Source organism: Chryseobacterium gallinarum (assembly GCF_001021975.1).
Classification (GTDB): domain Bacteria; phylum Bacteroidota; class Bacteroidia; order Flavobacteriales; family Weeksellaceae; genus Chryseobacterium; species Chryseobacterium gallinarum.
The window spans coordinates 4,460,234-4,476,818 of sequence record NZ_CP009928.1 but is presented as its reverse complement, the minus strand read 5'-3'; the positions used below and the strand labels follow the sequence as shown (position 1 = coordinate 4,476,818).

General features: G+C 37.7%; 21 protein-coding genes. 19 read left to right on the top strand and 2 right to left on the bottom strand.

Going from position 1 to position 16,585, the window contains the following annotated elements; genetic code table 11:
* A complete protein-coding gene (locus OK18_RS20065) occupies positions 1-288 on the bottom strand; it encodes a GNAT family N-acetyltransferase (protein WP_053329164.1) in 288 nt (95 codons plus the stop codon).
* A gap of 300 nt (positions 289-588) precedes the next feature.
* Between OK18_RS20065 and OK18_RS20060 the strand changes: the two genes are divergently transcribed.
* From OK18_RS20060 to OK18_RS20045, 4 genes are all read left to right on the top strand, one after another.
* Entirely contained in the window at positions 589-1,047 is a 459-nt protein-coding gene (locus tag OK18_RS20060) for a hypothetical protein (RefSeq protein WP_053329163.1), read from the top strand.
* A gap of 170 nt (positions 1,048-1,217) precedes the next feature.
* Entirely contained in the window at positions 1,218-2,123 is a 906-nt protein-coding gene (locus OK18_RS20055; RefSeq protein ID WP_053329162.1) for a helix-turn-helix domain-containing protein, read from the top strand.
* An 86-nt stretch (positions 2,124-2,209) separates the two neighbouring features.
* Positions 2,210-3,211, top strand: coding sequence for an aldo/keto reductase (locus OK18_RS20050; protein ID WP_050020376.1), 1,002 nt, complete (start codon positions 2,210-2,212; stop codon positions 3,209-3,211).
* 133 nt (positions 3,212-3,344) lie between these two features.
* The gene (locus OK18_RS20045; protein WP_053329442.1) at positions 3,345-4,337 is read left to right on the top strand and encodes an MBL fold metallo-hydrolase; all 993 of its coding nucleotides are present in this window, start codon (positions 3,345-3,347) and stop codon (positions 4,335-4,337) included.
* 173 nt (positions 4,338-4,510) lie between these two features.
* Here OK18_RS20045 and OK18_RS20040 read toward each other — a convergent pair whose 3' ends face one another.
* A complete protein-coding gene (locus OK18_RS20040; RefSeq protein ID WP_050020377.1) occupies positions 4,511-6,730 on the bottom strand; it encodes an NADP-dependent isocitrate dehydrogenase in 2,220 nt (739 codons plus the stop codon).
* Positions 6,731-6,898: 168 nt separating this feature from the next.
* On the opposite strand from OK18_RS20040, the gene tpx reads away from it, so the two are divergent.
* The 15 genes from tpx to OK18_RS19965 all read left to right on the top strand — a co-directional run bounded on the left by tpx (position 6,899) and on the right by OK18_RS19965 (position 16,561).
* The gene (gene tpx / locus OK18_RS20035) at positions 6,899-7,396 is read left to right on the top strand and encodes a thiol peroxidase (protein ID WP_050020378.1); all 498 of its coding nucleotides are present in this window, start codon (positions 6,899-6,901) and stop codon (positions 7,394-7,396) included.
* A 75-nt stretch (positions 7,397-7,471) separates the two neighbouring features.
* The gene (locus OK18_RS20030) at positions 7,472-7,819 is read left to right on the top strand and encodes a VOC family protein (protein WP_053329161.1); all 348 of its coding nucleotides are present in this window, start codon (positions 7,472-7,474) and stop codon (positions 7,817-7,819) included.
* 9 nt (positions 7,820-7,828) lie between these two features.
* The gene (locus OK18_RS20025; protein ID WP_053329160.1) at positions 7,829-8,233 is read left to right on the top strand and encodes a glyoxalase superfamily protein; all 405 of its coding nucleotides are present in this window, start codon (positions 7,829-7,831) and stop codon (positions 8,231-8,233) included.
* 70 nt (positions 8,234-8,303) lie between these two features.
* Positions 8,304-9,515: a DUF763 domain-containing protein gene (locus tag OK18_RS20020; RefSeq protein ID WP_053329159.1), complete on the top strand. Its 1,212-nt coding sequence runs from the start codon at positions 8,304-8,306 to the stop codon at positions 9,513-9,515.
* Positions 9,516-9,773: 258 nt separating this feature from the next.
* On the top strand, positions 9,774-10,364 hold the full coding sequence (locus OK18_RS20015; protein ID WP_053329158.1) for a Crp/Fnr family transcriptional regulator: 591 nt from the start codon (positions 9,774-9,776) through the stop codon (positions 10,362-10,364).
* A gap of 228 nt (positions 10,365-10,592) precedes the next feature.
* On the top strand, positions 10,593-11,003 hold the full coding sequence (locus OK18_RS20010; RefSeq protein ID WP_053329157.1) for a VOC family protein: 411 nt from the start codon (positions 10,593-10,595) through the stop codon (positions 11,001-11,003).
* 30 nt (positions 11,004-11,033) lie between these two features.
* Positions 11,034-11,495, top strand: coding sequence for a hypothetical protein (locus OK18_RS20005; RefSeq protein WP_053329156.1), 462 nt, complete (start codon positions 11,034-11,036; stop codon positions 11,493-11,495).
* Positions 11,496-11,559: 64 nt separating this feature from the next.
* A complete protein-coding gene (locus tag OK18_RS20000; protein ID WP_050020383.1) occupies positions 11,560-12,084 on the top strand; it encodes a DinB family protein in 525 nt (174 codons plus the stop codon).
* 2 nt (positions 12,085-12,086) lie between these two features.
* Complete coding sequence (locus tag OK18_RS19995) at positions 12,087-12,863, top strand: alpha/beta fold hydrolase (protein WP_053329155.1); 777 nt, start codon at positions 12,087-12,089, stop codon at positions 12,861-12,863.
* A gap of 106 nt (positions 12,864-12,969) precedes the next feature.
* Positions 12,970-13,401, top strand: a complete 432-nt coding sequence (locus OK18_RS19990; protein WP_050020384.1) for a VOC family protein — start codon at positions 12,970-12,972, stop codon at positions 13,399-13,401.
* A gap of 76 nt (positions 13,402-13,477) precedes the next feature.
* Positions 13,478-13,891: an SRPBCC family protein gene (locus OK18_RS19985; protein ID WP_050020385.1), complete on the top strand. Its 414-nt coding sequence runs from the start codon at positions 13,478-13,480 to the stop codon at positions 13,889-13,891.
* Between the two features lie 32 nt (positions 13,892-13,923).
* Positions 13,924-14,163 carry a helix-hairpin-helix domain-containing protein gene (locus tag OK18_RS19980; protein WP_228377659.1) on the top strand — a complete coding sequence of 80 codons (240 nt, stop codon included), beginning with the start codon at positions 13,924-13,926 and terminating at the stop codon, positions 14,161-14,163.
* 130 nt (positions 14,164-14,293) lie between these two features.
* Positions 14,294-15,160 carry a VOC family protein gene (locus tag OK18_RS19975; RefSeq protein WP_053329153.1) on the top strand — a complete coding sequence of 289 codons (867 nt, stop codon included), beginning with the start codon at positions 14,294-14,296 and terminating at the stop codon, positions 15,158-15,160.
* A gap of 47 nt (positions 15,161-15,207) precedes the next feature.
* On the top strand, positions 15,208-16,041 hold the full coding sequence (locus OK18_RS19970; RefSeq protein WP_053329152.1) for an SDR family oxidoreductase: 834 nt from the start codon (positions 15,208-15,210) through the stop codon (positions 16,039-16,041).
* Positions 16,042-16,132: 91 nt separating this feature from the next.
* Complete coding sequence (locus OK18_RS19965; RefSeq protein WP_050020389.1) at positions 16,133-16,561, top strand: SRPBCC domain-containing protein; 429 nt, start codon at positions 16,133-16,135, stop codon at positions 16,559-16,561.
* Positions 16,562-16,585 lie beyond the last annotated feature (24 nt).

Sequence of the window (16,585 nt, the reverse complement as noted above, 5' to 3'; positions counted from 1 at the left end):
TCAGGCATGCCAGATGTCTTTATATCTTCTGGGATGATTTTCAAACTGCTGGCGTACAAAATCACATTCCGGGTCTACCAGCAAATCTTTTTCTTCCGCATAACGTACCAGCTCATCCAGCAATAACTTGGCATACCCTTGTCCTTCCAATTCTTCATTAAGTTTGGTGTAATACACAATGAGCAGCCTTCCGTCAACCTCTATGGACATATAGCCTGCTTTATTACCGTCAATGAGCAGTTGTAATTCATCCTGATATGGAGATACTTCAAATTTTATATTTTCCATAATTTCTGAGATTTGATTGATAAAAATAAAATGCAGAGGATCCTCAAAAGCATTCTCCTTTAAAATTACAAATTTTAACCATATGAAATATAGTTTTTAAGAATCTTAACGAATTTTATAAGATAATAGAGTTAGGTATTGGCCTCTTACCATAAAGATAAGTGATTATGCATAATTTTAGAAATTATTTAAAAGATAATCAATAGTTTATGATTTTTTTTAACAAATCTTAAGAATTGTGATGAATAATTGGCACTTTAATTGACTGTATCACCATGTTTAATTCAAAAGTGGAATGAAATGAAAAAGTTATTGTTGACTGCATTTTTTATCGGGACTTTCAGCCTGAGTTATGCTCAGTCAGATTATTATAATGATTATAGAAGAAGTATTACAGATATCAACTGGCAGACTGTAGTGGCAGATCTGTTACTTTCTACTGCTCAGGCCAACCAGGTCTATGCTTTAAACAACAGATACAGGGACTATGATTCCTGGAACCGGGTGTATGTAGTAGATCCGGGAAGATGGAGAGGAGACCGGTATTCAGAGCTGGAAAGGATTCTGGGAAGAGAAAAGTACATCATTTTTAAAAAAAGATACTATAGAGGACAAAATCCTGTGATCATATATGGAAGGAATAAAAATGATTATAAAAAATACCGTAAAGAACAGGAAAAATATTATAAAGAGCAAAGAAAGTATTATAAGAAACAAAATAAACACCGTCATCACGGGCATGACGGAGATTGGGATTAAACCATTATCAACTATATATATCACTATTAACATGGCCGGCAGTTTTGCCGGTCATTTTTGTTGGAAGTGCTGTCTGTCGTATTCATTTTTAGGCAGATTCAGATAATAATATCCATTTTAAATGCCAGAATTTTATCATTTAATTTGTTTGAATTTTATAACTTTGATTTATGGAACCCAACGAATCACTAAAAGGCTTTTATGAAAGAAATGCTCCCAATCTGGGATTACAATGCCCCGGAACAAATGGCATGGGGCACTTTAATGTTTTCTCACGTGAGCACTGCTCGCTTTTAAGTCCCTATAGCCGGCGGGATTATTATAAAATTTCACTTATTATAGGAAAAGGCAAGCTTCATTATGCCAATAAATGGATTCATGTAGACCGTCCCGCACTGATGTTTTCCAACCCCATAGTTCCTTATTCCTGGGAGGCCGAGGATGTAGATCAGAAAGGCTGGTTTTGCCTTTTTACAGAAGAATTTCTGCAGAACGGAAGCCGGCTGGGCAATCTTCAGGATTCTCCGCTATTTAAAATTGGAGGAACTCCTGTTTTCTTTTTAGATGAAGAACAGCAGAAAATACTCTCAGATGTTTATATAAAGATGATGACGGAAATTCAGTCGGATTATATTCACAAATATGATATGCTCAGGGCATATCTTTATCTGATGATCCACGAAACTATGAAAATGCATCCGGCAGAAAGCTTTGAACCGTATCAGAACGCTTCCCAAAGAATAGCTTCCTTATTTATGGAACTTCTGGAAAGGCAATTTCCTATTGATAGCCCTGAAGCATCCCTTAAATTAAAAACACCGAATGACTATGCGCAGAGCCTGTCCATTCATGTGAATTCCCTGAACCGTTCCGTCAAAGAAATGACCGGCAAAACAACCAGTCAGCAAATCGCAGCAAGAATTATCCGGGAAGCTTATGCTTTACTTAAACATACAGATTGGAATATTACTGAAATTGCTTATGGATTAGGCTTTGAAGAACCAGCCTATTTCACCAATTATTTTAAAAAACAAACAGGGATGACTCCCAATGCTCTAAGGATGAATCTTGTTTGAATTTTATAATTCTTAGTTTGAATTCTATATGGCAGCCTGCCGTTACATATTCTAATTTTGTCTTATACAATTAAAATCCAACCATCATGAAATTTAGAAAATTAGGAAGTACGGGAGAGCAGCTGTCTGCAGTAGGCTTAGGCTGTATGGGAATGAGTTTTGCTTATGGACCTGCAGATGAACAGGAAAGCATTAACACCTTACATAGGGCATTAGATTTAGGGGTGAATTTTTGGGATACAGCAGATATGTATGCCAATGGTGAAAACGAAAAATTAATCTCTAAGGTGCTGGTCCCGAACAGAGATAAGATCTTTATTGCCACCAAATTCGGTTTCAGGTTTAAAGATGGAAAAGCCAGCCATAGCGGAGCTCCGGGCACTTACTTTGACGGCTCCCCGGAATGGATCAGGCAAGCAGTAGATCTTAGTCTTCAAAGGTTAAAGATAGATACCATCGATTTATATTACGCCCATAGAGTAGATCCTAATGTTCCGGTAGAAGAAACAGTAGGAGCAATGGCAGAATTGGTAAAAGCCGGGAAGGTGAAGTATATCGGGCTTTCTGAAGCTTCCGCGGAATCAATCAGAAAAGCACATAAAATACATCCTGTTACCGCCCTGCAGTCAGAATATTCCATCCTTACCAAAGATATTGAAAAAGAAGTGTTGCCAACTATCAGGGAACTTGGAATTACGTTGGTTCCTTATTCACCTTTAGCAAGAGGGCTTTTTGCAAATATCAACGAAGTTCAGAATTTTGGAGATGATGACTTCAGAAAATCACTGCCCCGTTATCAAAAGGAATATATAGATAACAATACAAAGCTGGCAAAAGAAATCAATGACTTTGCCGCCTCCAAAGGAGTGAAAGGGACCCAGCTGGCATTGGCGTGGGTACTGAATCAGGGTGATGATATTATTCCGATCCCCGGAACTAAGAGAATCAAATACCTGGAAGAGAATGTTGCAGCCGCCAGTATCCACCTTTCTGAATCTGATCTGGCTACAATTGATTCCATACTTAAAAAATATCCAAACGTAGGGGAAAGATATAACGAAGGCTCTATGAAACTGGTAAACAATTAAACGATATTTAAAACTGAGTTTCTGAATAATAATCAGGAGCTCAGTTTTCTTATCTGAACCTGTCGTGGCTGAACTTAAGACAACGACAGAAGAGAGAAATAACAGGACATCAAAATTAAAAGACATATCTGATATGAATAGAAGAGAACTTTTAAAAAACGGAATATTGGCAGGAACATTGGGATTGGTTCCCTTTTCAACTGTTTTTGCAGAAACAAAACTCCCTGTGGAAAAAGAACAGGATGATTTTTCAGGATCTAAAAAAATAAAGCTCGGGGAATTGGAGCTATTTATCCTTACCGATGGATACATTCATGAAGAAAATATCAATACATTTGCTCCCAGAGGGAACGTTCCTGAATTGAAAACCATCCTTAAAGATCATTTCCGGCCTGATCATTATATTGATATGGCAATGAATATCCTGCTTGTAAAAACCCGGAACAAACTGATTCTGATGGATTCAGGTATGGGAATCTTTGCAGATGGGAAAACAGGATTTCTGTTAAAAAGCCTTCAAAAAACCGGATTTTCTCCAAAAGATATTACGGATGTTTTCATTTCCCATGCCCACCCCGACCATATCGGAGGAGTGATTGATAAACAGGACAATTTTATTTTTCCCAATGCCAATATCTTTATCTCAAAAACAGAACATGATTTTTGGATGCAGGCTACCATAAAAGATTTTAATAACAGCGCTTTACAAGCACAACCCGAATTACTGAAACAGATAATTCCGGCTATACAGCATATTCTGAAAACGATTCAACCTAAAATAAAATACTATAACCTGGATACCACTTTGTACGATACGTTCAACTTTCAGTTAGCTCCGGGGCATACTCCGGGTTTAACCATAACAACCATTTCTTCAGGGAATGAAAAGCTTAATTATATTGCGGATCTGGTCCATTCCGATGTTATTTTGTTTCCACATCCCGACTGGGGTTTTTCCGGAGATACAGATCTGGATATTGCAACGGCATCAAGAAAGAAATTCCTTCAGCAGTTAGCCGATACCAGAACCAGGGCTTTAGCCAGTCATTTACCGTGGCCTGGCCTGGGATTTACCAAGAAAAAAAGCTCCGGATTTGAATGGATTCCCGAAAGTTTTATGAATTGATAATCACTATTTCAGTATTATTAATAGGAGCGGGCTTTAGCCCGCTCTCATCATATAAAATTCCACCGGCTTTAGCCAATCAATGGATTAAAAAACAATAAAAAAGCCCTAAAAAGGATTAACTTTTTGGGGCTATAAAAGAAACTTTTTTATTTTATATCAAAAGTCAGGAATTAAATTCCGTCAATGATTTCATTTAAAACAGTGCTTGGTCTCATGGCTGCATACGTCTTATACGTGTCCGTTTTGTAGTAACCGTCAATATTCTGAGGTTTACCCTGGGCACCAATTAATTCTGCATTGATGACTTCTTCATTTTCCTTCATTGCTTGCGCAACAGGAGCAAACTTAGCGGCTAATTCAGCATCAGCAGTTTGATTGGCCAAAGCTTCTGCCCAGTACATTGCCAGGTAGAAGTGAGAGCCTCTGTTATCTATTTGTCCTACTTTTCTTGCAGGAGATTTATCGGTAGCCAGGAACTTAGCGTTTGCTTCGTCCAATGCATCAGCTAACACCTGGGATTTTGTATTTCCTTGTGTTTGAGCCAAATGCTCTAAAGAAGCCTGCAATGCCAGGAATTCCCCGAGAGAATCCCATCTTAAATAACCTTCTTCAAGGAATTGCTCAACGTGTTTTGGAGCAGAACCTCCGGCACCTGTTTCAAATAAACCACCACCATTCATCAACGGAACAATAGAAAGCATTTTTGCGGAAGTACCAAGCTCAAGAATCGGGAAAAGATCAGTTAAGTAATCTCTCAATACATTTCCTGAAACAGAGATCGTATCTTTACCTTCTCTTGCTCTTCTTAATGTTTCAGTCATTGCATCTTTTACATCCAGGATTCTGATGTCAAGCCCTGCTGTATCATGATCTGCAAGGTATTTTTCTACTTTTTTGATGATCTCTCTATCGTGGGCTCTTCCTTTATCTAACCAGAAAATAGCTGGCGTATCAGAAAGCCTTGATCTGTTGACTGCTAATTTTACCCAGTCCTGGATAGGAGCATCTTTAGTCTGGCACATTCTGAAAATGTCATCTTTTTCTACTTTTTGAGAAAGAAGAACTTTTCCCGCTTCATCCTGAACTTCTACAGTTCCGTCAGCAGATAACTGGAATGTCTTATCGTGAGAACCATATTCTTCAGCCTTTTGAGCCATTAACCCAACGTTTGGAACAGAACCCATAGTTGTAGGATCCAGTTTTCCGTGTGCTTTCATATCGTCAATCACAGCCTGGTAGAAACCTGCGTAAGAACGATCCGGAATAATGGCTACAGTATCTTCTTCATTCCCGTCTTTGTTCCACATTTTACCTCCTCCTCTTACAAGGGCAGCCATAGAAGCGTCAACGATGATATCGGAAGGTACGTGGAAGTTGGTAATGCCTTTATCAGAATTTACCATTGCCACTCTTGGTCCTTCAGCAAGCGCTTTTTCTATGTCAGCTTTGATATCAGCCTCCTGCGCATTTCCTTTGATTTTTTCAAAAAGATCAGCAAGACCATTGTTTGGGTTGATATCCAAAGACTTGAACGTCTCAGCGTATTTAGTAAATACATCTTTAAAGAAAGTTTCTACAATAGCCCCAAAAATGATAGGGTCAGAAATTTTCATCATTGTAGCCTTAAGGTGCGCAGAAAGAAGTACATTTCTCTTCTTTGCCTCCTCAATAGCCTCCTGAACGAATACTTTCAGTGCATTAAGATTCATTACCGAAGAATCAATCACTTCACCGGCCTCAAGGCCTGCAAAATCTTTTAATACGGTTTCAGAACCATCATTTCCTTTGAAAACGATTCTGTATTTTGTAGCATTTTCTACAGTAGTGGATGTTTCTGTACCGTAGAAATCGCCATTATTCATGTGAGCTACATCTGTTTTGCTATCAGAAGCCCAGTTACCCATTCTGTGAGGGTTTGCTTTTGCATAGTTTTTAACAGCTTTTGGAGCACGTCTGTCAGAATTTCCTTCTCTCAATACAGGGTTTACAGCACTACCTAATACTTTGGCATACTTCGCTTTGATGGCTTTTTCTTCATCATTTTTAGGCTCAGCAGGGTAATTTGGAACAGCAAATCCTTTTTCCTGCAGCTCAGCAATCGCTGCATCCAATTGAGGTACCGAAGCAGAGATGTTAGGCAATTTGATAATGTTCGCATCAGGTTGGGTAGCCAGTTGCCCTAGTTCCGCCAAAGCATCACCGATTTTTTGATCGTCCTTTAAAAATTCAGGGAAATTGGCTAAAATTCTTCCAGCCAAAGAAATATCCGGAACTGCGATCTCAATATCTGCTGATTTTGTGAAAGCTTTTACAATAGGTAAAAACGAATGTGTAGCCAGCATTGGAGCTTCATCAGTAAGGGTGTAGTAGATTTTTGATTTTTCTGACATTATACTGTTATTTTTTATTTGAAATTTTAAGTCCCACAAATTTAGTTAAAATTTAATTTTTTGCAGGGATCCGGCACTGAGTTTTTTTACTTTAAGATTAATTTAACCTTTATTCAATAGAAAAAAATCTATTTTTGATTAAATTTGAAAAACTTTAAAAACAAAATTATGTCAACGATCACTTTAAAAGGAAACGAAGTACACACTATAGGAACATTGCCATCAATAGGAACTACCGTTAAAGATTTTGCTTTGGTAGATTCAGGATTAAATGTAAAAACGCTTGAAAACTATGAAGGAAAGAAAAAAGTATTCAATATTTTTCCCAGTATTGATACTCCTACTTGTGCAGCATCTTCAAGAAGGTTCAATGAAGAAGCTTCCAAACTGGATGATACCGTGGTAATTAATATTTCAAAAGACCTTCCTTTTGCTTTAGGCAGATTCTGTGCAGCAGAAGGATTGAATAATGTTGAGACACTTTCCGATTTCAGAAGCAGTTTTGGGGATGATTATGAAGTAACAATTACCGATTCTCCTTTAAAAGGATTATTGAGCCGTGCGGTAATTGTGACAGACGAAAATAATAAAGTAGTTTATACTGAGCAGGTTTCAGAGATTGCCAATGAGCCTGATTACGAAGCGGCACTTGCAGCATTGAAATAAAAACAGTAGAAATAAATTTTTGTAAACGGCCTTGTAAACTCATTTTGCAAGGCTTTTTGATAAAAAATATTCAAAATGGTAAAAAGAATCGTAGCCAATATAAAAACAAATGACCTTTCAAAAGCAGGGCATTTTTATCATGACATCTTAAAACTTGATGTTTTGATGGATCATGGATGGATCCGGACACTGGGAAACGAACAACAGGCAAAAGTTCAGATCAGTTTCGCCGAACAGGGAGGAAATGGTACCGAAGTTCCCGAATTTTCAATAGAAGTGGATGATGTGGATGAAATATATAATGCAATGAAAACAGCAGGTTATGAGATAATATACGAGCTGACCAATGAAGATTGGGGTGTTCGCAGATTCTTTGTAAAAGACCCGTTTGGGAAATTGATCAATATTCTTTCTCACCTGTAAAATTACAACATGAAAGCAGAACGCATCATCCCTATACTCAGAATCTTCAATTACGAAAAGGCAAAAGAATTTTATATTGGTTGGTTGGGATTTGAAATGGTATGGGAACATTATTTCGATGACAATGCTCCGGTTTATATGGAGGTAAAAAGAGAAAACATTATTTTTCATTTAAGTGAGCATCATGGTGACGGAACCCCCGGCACAAGAGTTTCCATATGGGATGAAGGAGTAGCACAGTATCATAAGGAATTAATAGATAAAAAATACAAATACAACCGGCCGGGACTTGAAAAAACATTTTATGGGGCTGTCTCTTTTACAGTAATTGATCCTTTCGGAAATAGAATTACTTTCGAAGAAAAATTTGATGAAGAAAAACATAAAAATTTAGAATTTTTCTCCATTCACTGATCCTTAAATGGTGATCCAGATCATGACAATTTCAGAATATTAAGACTACCTTTGTTCTTTAAATTTAAATATGAAACGTTCAGGAACCGCAGATTTACCACTTCATTATGGCAAAGTACCACCTTGGCTCTATGAACGTATGTCCATTCTCGGGCTTTCTATTGTGGAAGTCATTCTGATGGATTATGGTAAAGATGAAGTTCTGCGCCGTTTGGCAGATCCGTTCTGGTTTCAGAGTTTCGGAGCCGTGATGGGAATGGACTGGCATTCTTCGGGGATTACTACTTCCGTTATGGGAGCTTTAAAAAGGTCTATCAATCCGAATTCCCAATCTTTAGGGCTATACATTTGCGGTGGAAAAGGAAAATTTTCGAGAGAAACTCCCTCAGAATTAATTCAGATTGCTGACAAAACAGGTTTGGACGGAACCGCACTGGTAAGAGCGAGTAAACTTTCAGCCAAGGTAGATAACACAGCTATTCAGGACGGTTATCAGTTGTACCTGCATAACTTTGTTCTGTCCGACAATGGAAACTGGAGCGTCATTCAGCAGGGAATGCATGAATCTGACGGTACTGCAAGACGCTACCATTGGCATTCAGAAAATATAACCTCATTTGTAGAAGAACCGCATACAGGAATTAAAGGGATTTCAAGAGGAAGAATTCTGAATCTTACGGACGCTGAAGCTTCAGAAAATAGAAAAGGGATTTTAGATATTTCCCATACGGATTCTATGGAGGTAATGAAAGATTTTTCAAAACTGATCCTTCCTGCCCATCATGATGTACGGGCCTCCGATGTAGACCTGAAGCGGTTAGGAGCCCTTTTGTATGTTACCCGTGAACAACAACCCCAAAACTTTGAAGATTTATTAATGCTGGAAGGCGTAGGTCCCCGCACTATGCAGTCGCTGGCCTTAGTGAGTGAGGTTATTCACGGAGCTCCTTCAAGATTTAAAGATCCGGCAAGGTTTTCTTTTGCCCACGGAGGTAAAGACGGGCATCCTTTTCCTGTACCAACGAAAACTTATGATGAAAGTATTTCCATTCTCCGGAAAGGAATCGAAAAGTCAAAACTGGGAAATTCAGATAAACTGAATACCCTTAATAAACTTCATCAGGTTATCACCACTGCTGAAAAAGACTTTACACCTGATTTTGATATTCAGGAGGTCATTGAAGAAGAAAGACAAAATTCATGGCGATTTGGTGGAAAAACGGTTTTTGGTGATGCGCAGAAACCTGGTCCTCCAAAACCTATTCAGCTGACTTTATTTTAAAAAAAGGTTTCTACCTTTAACTTCTTAATCCATATAACAACATTTACGGGTGTATATTATCTTTGAATGTGTCAGATCTTAATTTTTACGGGATTGCTAAGCATAATGGTTATAAAAATATCACCGTTTAACTTTTATTGCTTGTAAAATATCTTAGTTACAATGTAGTATATAATGTTTTAGGCAATTTGTTTAATATTCTTTGCCTTTAATTCAATAAAAAATTTTAATTTTAAAATCTTAAAAAGATTTGACCTGATGACCAATAAAGCCTTAGAAACGTGCTATGATTTTCCTTTTTTTCTCAGAGAAGAACTTGATGAAATATTCCGTGCCCATGAAAAAGTATCGTTCCAGAAAGGTGATAGTATTCTTGATGAAGGAAAGACTTCCAACGAATATTATATTCTTGAAAAAGGTCTTGCCCGCTCATATGTCAATGACTTCAATGGTAATGAGGTAACAACACATTTTTTTGCAGATAATGAAATTATTATCGAAGTGCTGTCTATCTTCCAGAGAATCCCTTCCCAGGAAAATATCGTATGCATTACAGATTGCGAATGCTGGAAAATGGATTATGAAACATTCCAGGAATTATTCCATAAAATTCCCAATCTCAGAGAATGGGGAAGATCCTGGATGTCTAAAGAACTTTTTGATTACAAGCAGCGATCTGTAGAAATGTTTACGCTTTCTGCCACCAAAAGATATCTTAACCTTCTTGAGCAGAAATCGAAAGTGATTCAATTTGCCCCCTTGAAACAGGTTGCTTCTTATCTGGGTGTTACAGATACCTCCCTAAGCCGCATCCGTAAGGAATTGGTTTCCCATCCTAAGAGAAAATAAATTTATTCTATGACAAAGCTGTCAGAATGAGATCCTCAGTTTATGGATATCTCCCGGATGCCTGTACAATAGTTTATAGCAGTTAGCTGCCCGCGGTCATTTAATAACAGGTACTCCCTGGTAAAATGAAATTTTTATTCACATAAAATCAAATCTTGTCCTAAGACAAGACGATTTTCCTCTCTCCTTGGTAATTTTGGTTAAAAGTTTAACACTAAAAATTACAAAATGAAAATCAATCAGATTTATGTCAATTTACCTGTAAAAGACGTACAAAAAACCAGAGCATTCTGGACAGAGCTTGGCTTTTCTATCAATGAGCAGTTTTCTGATGAGAAAGCCATATGTGTAGTGATGAAAGAAGATCATATTTATACGATGTTTCTGAAAGAAGAGTTTTTCCAGACATTTACAAACAGACCATTTGCTAAAGGAGATACCACACAGGTACTTCTGGCCATCGGAGTAAATAGTAGGGATGAAGTAGACCATATGGTAAAGACAGCCATCGAAAACGGAGGATCAAAATATAGTGAACCTATGGATCATGGATGGATGTATCAAAGCAGTTTTGCTGATATTGACGGACATCAGTGGGAAGTAATGTATGGGGATGTTTCTCAGATACCTTCAGAATAGTCTGGTATTCACAATTATTATACTTGCAAGATGGAAACCCTATCAAACGAAATAGAATTTGTTAAAAATCAGGTATTCAGTACCGGTAAAGTAATCTCTTTAAACATAGACGGGATTACCCATGAAGAATCAATGATCTTTCCTAATGGTGAAGCCAATTGTATGAACTGGATCTTTGGGCATTTAATTTATATCAGAAATTTTTTTCTGAATACGCTGGGAGAAGAGCCAGTCTGGGATAGTGAAAAATTCTCTTTTTATAACAGAGGTGAAATTGCATTGGACCGAAAGGATGAATTCATCAGTTTTGAGGAACTAAAATCTTATTTCAACCAATCTCAGGACAGGCTGGAAACCAGGCTTAATAACCTTGACCGGTTTAATCCTGAAAACAGTAAAGATATTTCCACTTTCTGCCTTCATGAAATATATCACAGCGGACAGCTTGGCTATCTCAGAAGAATTTTGGGAAAACCGGGAGCTATAAAGTGATCTGCCATTGATACAGATCTGCACAAATCATTACAAAAACAAAAAAATCTGCAAAAATTAAAATATGGACACACCAAAATCAAAAAAAATAGAACTCATTATTCCGGCCTATAGAATGCATACCCAAAGTTTTATGAATGTTTTGGAAGGCATTTCGGAAGAAGATGCATTGAAAAGAATTGAAAATAAAACCAATCATATTATCTGGATGGCAGGGAATTTTGTCAATATGCGTTATGGATTGGGTGGGGTATTGGGATTACAGACCGAAGATCCTTATAATGACCTTTTTTTCCAAGGGAAAGCATTGAATGAAAGTAGTCAATACCCAAGTCTGGCAGAGCTGCAAAAAAGTTTCCACGAAATATCTCCTAAAGTCTATCAAAAATTATTGGAAGTTACGGATGAAGAGCTGGATGAAATTTTTGAAATCGGCATGAACATTCCTTTTGTCAAAGAAACCAAGCTTACTTTTGTGGGAATGTGCCTGGGACGTGAAGATTACCTGTGTGGCCAAATAGGACTGATGCGCAGAATACTGAATTATCCGGGGATGAAATATGAGATGAACGAAAATATTAGCTATTAACCATGAGCCCGATAGAAAAAGGATATAAACAGGTGAACGGTATTAAGCTGTACTATGAAATATATGGAACGGGGAAGCCTTTGGTTTTGATTCATGGCGGAGGCTCTTCTATTCTATATGATTTTAAAGAAGTCATTGCAAGGCTTGAAGATAAATTTCAACTTATTGGTATCGATTTACAAAATCACGGCAGAAGTGAGCACCGGTATATTCCTGAAACATTTGAACAGGATGCAGATGATATCGCTGCCCTTTTAGCAGAACTTCAAATTGGTAAAGCCTCCTTCTGGGGATTCAGTAATGGGGGAAACACAGTGATGCAGGTGGCTCACCGGCATCCGCAATTAGTAGAAAAACTGATAGTAGCTTCAGCCTTTTATAAAAGGAACGGAATGATAGACGGTTTTTTCGAATCAATGAGCCAGGCCACTCTCGAATCAATGCCGGAAGCTTTTAAAATCAATTTTTTGGCTCTCAATCCGGACTTCTCAAAGCTGGAGAACCTTTTTGATAAAGACAGCAAAAGAATGCAGACATTTGAAGATTGGGATGATGAGGTCTTAAGTGCTATACAGTCGCCCACATTATTTATTACCGGAGACAGGGATGTAATGAAGCCTGAGCACACGGTAGCCATGTGGCGTTTGGTGGAAGGTTCACGGTTAATAATCCTGCCGGCAACGCATGGAGTTTATATGATGGCTGATTTTGATGGCAGCCTGAATACTCATATGATAGACTTCACCACCAGGGAAGTAGAACAATTTTTAAATAATTAACTATAATAATACCGATAAGGAATGCTACAGCAAAATATTCCTGTCATTAGCCAATCATCAGTATTATTGGAGTTTAAAAAATATTAACATTATAAAATTAGAAATCATGCCTAAATTAAACCCGTACTTAAATTTTAACGGAACAGCTGAAGAAGCTTTCAATTTTTACAAATCCATTTTTGGAGGAGAATTCGCAGGAGAAATCCATAAAATGGGGAATGCTCCGGGAACTGAAAATTTATCAGAAGAAGAAAAAAACAGGGTAATGCATATTGCGCTGCCTGTGGGAAATGACCTGTTGATGGCTTCAGATATTGTCCCTGGATTTGGACAAACTCTGACTGTGGGAAACAATAATTATGTTTCAATCTTTCCCGATTCAAGAGAGGAAGCAGAGAGAATTTTTAAAGGCCTTTCCGAAGGTGGGAATATAGAAATGCCGCTTGAAGACCAGTTTTGGGGAGACTATTTCGGAAGTTTTCAAGATAAATATGGTGTTCATTGGATGGTGAACTATAATGAGGAATACGGAAAATAATCTTATATTTAACTAATTATAAAAGGGGGATGCTTACAAAAGTGCCCCTTTTTCCCTCATTATAAAAATAAGAACTATGGATCCGATAAAAATAGACATTACGATTTTAGCCCCGGTAGAAAAAGTTTGGAACTATTTCAATGAACCTAAACACATTATGAAGTGGAATTTTGCTCATGAAACATGGCAATGTCCCAGTTCAGAGAATGACCTTAGAGTAGGGGGGAAATTCAAAAACAGGATGGAGGCAAAAGACAAAAGCTTCGGTTTTGATTTTGAAGGTACTTATGATGAAATTATCCCCAACGAAAAAATAAAATATCATATTACAGACGGACGTAAAGTAGAAGTAATTTTCGATAAAATCGATGAAAATACAACGAAAGTTACTGAAATTTTTGATCCTGAAAAACAGAATTCTATGGAAATGCAGAGAGATGGCTGGTATGCGATCCTTAATAATTTTCATAAGTATGTTGAGAATCATTAAAATTTTTTGTAGCCATGATCAACTTAGTCATCATGTCAAAGAGTTTAAATTCCATTTATACCGTTAATTGTGACTCAGAGAATACTTTTCTTCAGGGTGTTATTGCAATGCCGGCAAGGCGGGCTCTTGAAAAAGAAAAGATAGACTCTCTGGAAAAGCTGTCGGATTATTCTGAAAAAGAAATTTTACAGCTGCATGGCTTCGGTAAAAATACAGTAATGAAGCTGAAAAATCATATGAAAGAACACCAGGTGTTTTTTAAGGAATTGTAAAATATACGACGACAAATATTCATTATCATACCATTGCAGGAATGAGGATTTTTTTATAGGCAATGGCCTGATAAGGTCTTATCCCGTTTATGATCAATAAAAAAATTAACGATTAATAAAATCTAAAATTATGAATAACGATATTTTTCCATGTCTTTGGTATGACGGAGATGCCAAACAAGCTGCTGAATTTTACTGTAAGGTTTTTAACGGTGAAATTACTGCTGATACACCGGTTGTTATGAACATTGATGTATTCGGGCAGAGACTGATGTTGCTGAATGGAGGCCCTCAATTCAAGAAAAATCCTTCCATTTCTTTCATGGTTATCTGTGAAACTGAAGATGAAGTTCAGAAATATTGGGATCAGCTATTGGAAGGGGGGATTGCTCTGATGGATCTGGGATCTTATTCCTGGAGTAAGAAATATGGCTGGGTACAGGATAAATATGGAGTAACATGGCAGTTGTTTTTCGGAGAAAAAGCAAGTGATCAGACAATAGTTCCTACGCTGATGTTTATCCATGGTAATAATGGTAAAGCTAAAGAAGCTATGGAGCTTTATACACAGATTTTTCCCAATTCCAGAATCGGAAATGTTTTAAAATATGGAGATAGTGGCGAAGGTCATCCTATTCCTGAACCTACGGAAAATGTTCAGCATGCTCATTTTGTATTGGATAATTACAGCTTTTTCTGTATGGATAACTCTTATGATCACCAGTTTGATTTCAATGAAGGAATCTCAATGGTGGTTATGACGGATGATCAGAAACAAACGGATGACTATTGGAATGCCCTTACTTCGGATGGAGGCAAAGAAAGTATGTGTGGCTGGCTGAAAGATAAATACGGACTTAGCTGGCAAATCGTTCCTAAAAGACTCATCCAGCTGATGAATGCTTCTGACCGGGAAAAAGCGCAAAAAGTAGTAGAGGCTATGATGAAAATGCAGAAAATTATCATACAGGATCTTGAAGACGCTTATAACTCTTAAAGTTATTTCGGCTTATTGTTTGATGCTATTTAGAGAAAGATTTGCTTATGAAAACACAGAACAAATCCCAATCTAAATCGAAAGTCCCTAAGGATGGGATTTTTCCTGAAATTATCAGGAATGATTATCAGGGAAGCAGGAAGCTGCTAGGTAAAAAAGCGGTTATTTCCGGAGGTGACAGCGGTATAGGACAGGCTGTAGCCGTCCACTTTGCCAGAGAAGGGGCCGATGTTGCCATTGTTTACAAAGAAAGCGTTGATGACGCGAAAGAAACTCAAAGGCTGGTTGAACAGGAAGGGCAGAACTGCCTTTTACTGAAAGGAGATCTTACCCGGAAGTCTTTCAGAACCCAATGTGCTGAAAAGATCAAATCAGAATGGAAAGGCCTGGATATTCTTGTTAATAATGCGGGGATACATACTTCAAAAGATCACCTGGAGACGATCTCTGATGAACAGATTCAGGAAACATTTGATACCAATATCATTTCAATGATCTCTTTCACCAGGAGTTTTCTTCCATTGATGGGAAAAGGAGCCAGAATTATCTGTACAACATCGGTTACAGCCTACCGGGGAAGCGATCATCTGATTGATTATGCTGCTACCAAAGGAGCTATTTTATCCTTTATCCGTTCTTTGTCTGCTAATCTTGCGGAAAAAGGAATTCTTGTGAACGGGGTTGCCCCGGGACCTATATGGACGCCCCTTGTAAAGGAAGCCTTTGATGATCTTTCCACGTTTGGAAAAGATACACCGCTGAAAAGAGCAGGTCAACCCTCTGAAGTGGCTCCGGCTTATGTTTTTCTTGCTTCTGAAGATGCCAGTTATATTACCGGGGAAGTAATTCATATCAACGGAGGGGATTTTGTAGGAGGTTAACAAGTTGTTGTTGTATATTGTTGCAGTAACGGGTGTTTGAAATTAATATCTTTAAAACCGTAAATTTTCATTGACAATAAATTTAAAAAATATGGAACTATTGACGTACGAGGTTGAAATCAATGCAGAACCGGAAAAAGTATGGAGTGTTCTCTGGGGAGATATTACTTACAGACAATGGACAACTGCTTTTACAGAAGGTTCCTTCTACGAAGGGACATTGGAAGAAGGTAATATCATCAGATTTTTTGATCCTAAACAGAACGGAATGTATAGCAGGGTTGAAAAAGTTATTCCCAATCAGGAAATAAAATTCCTGCATCTGGGAGAAATTTATGAAGGTATCGAAGTGCCTCAGGATTGGGGAGAAGCAACAGAATCTTATGTTCTGGAGGAAAATGATACCGGAACGCTGTTGAAAACAATTATCCAGACTCCGGCAGAATTTAAAGATTTTTTTGAAGAGAAATTCCCTAAAGCACTCGGGATTATAAAACATCTCTCAGAAAATCAACTATAATACAAACCTATCACACTACAAATT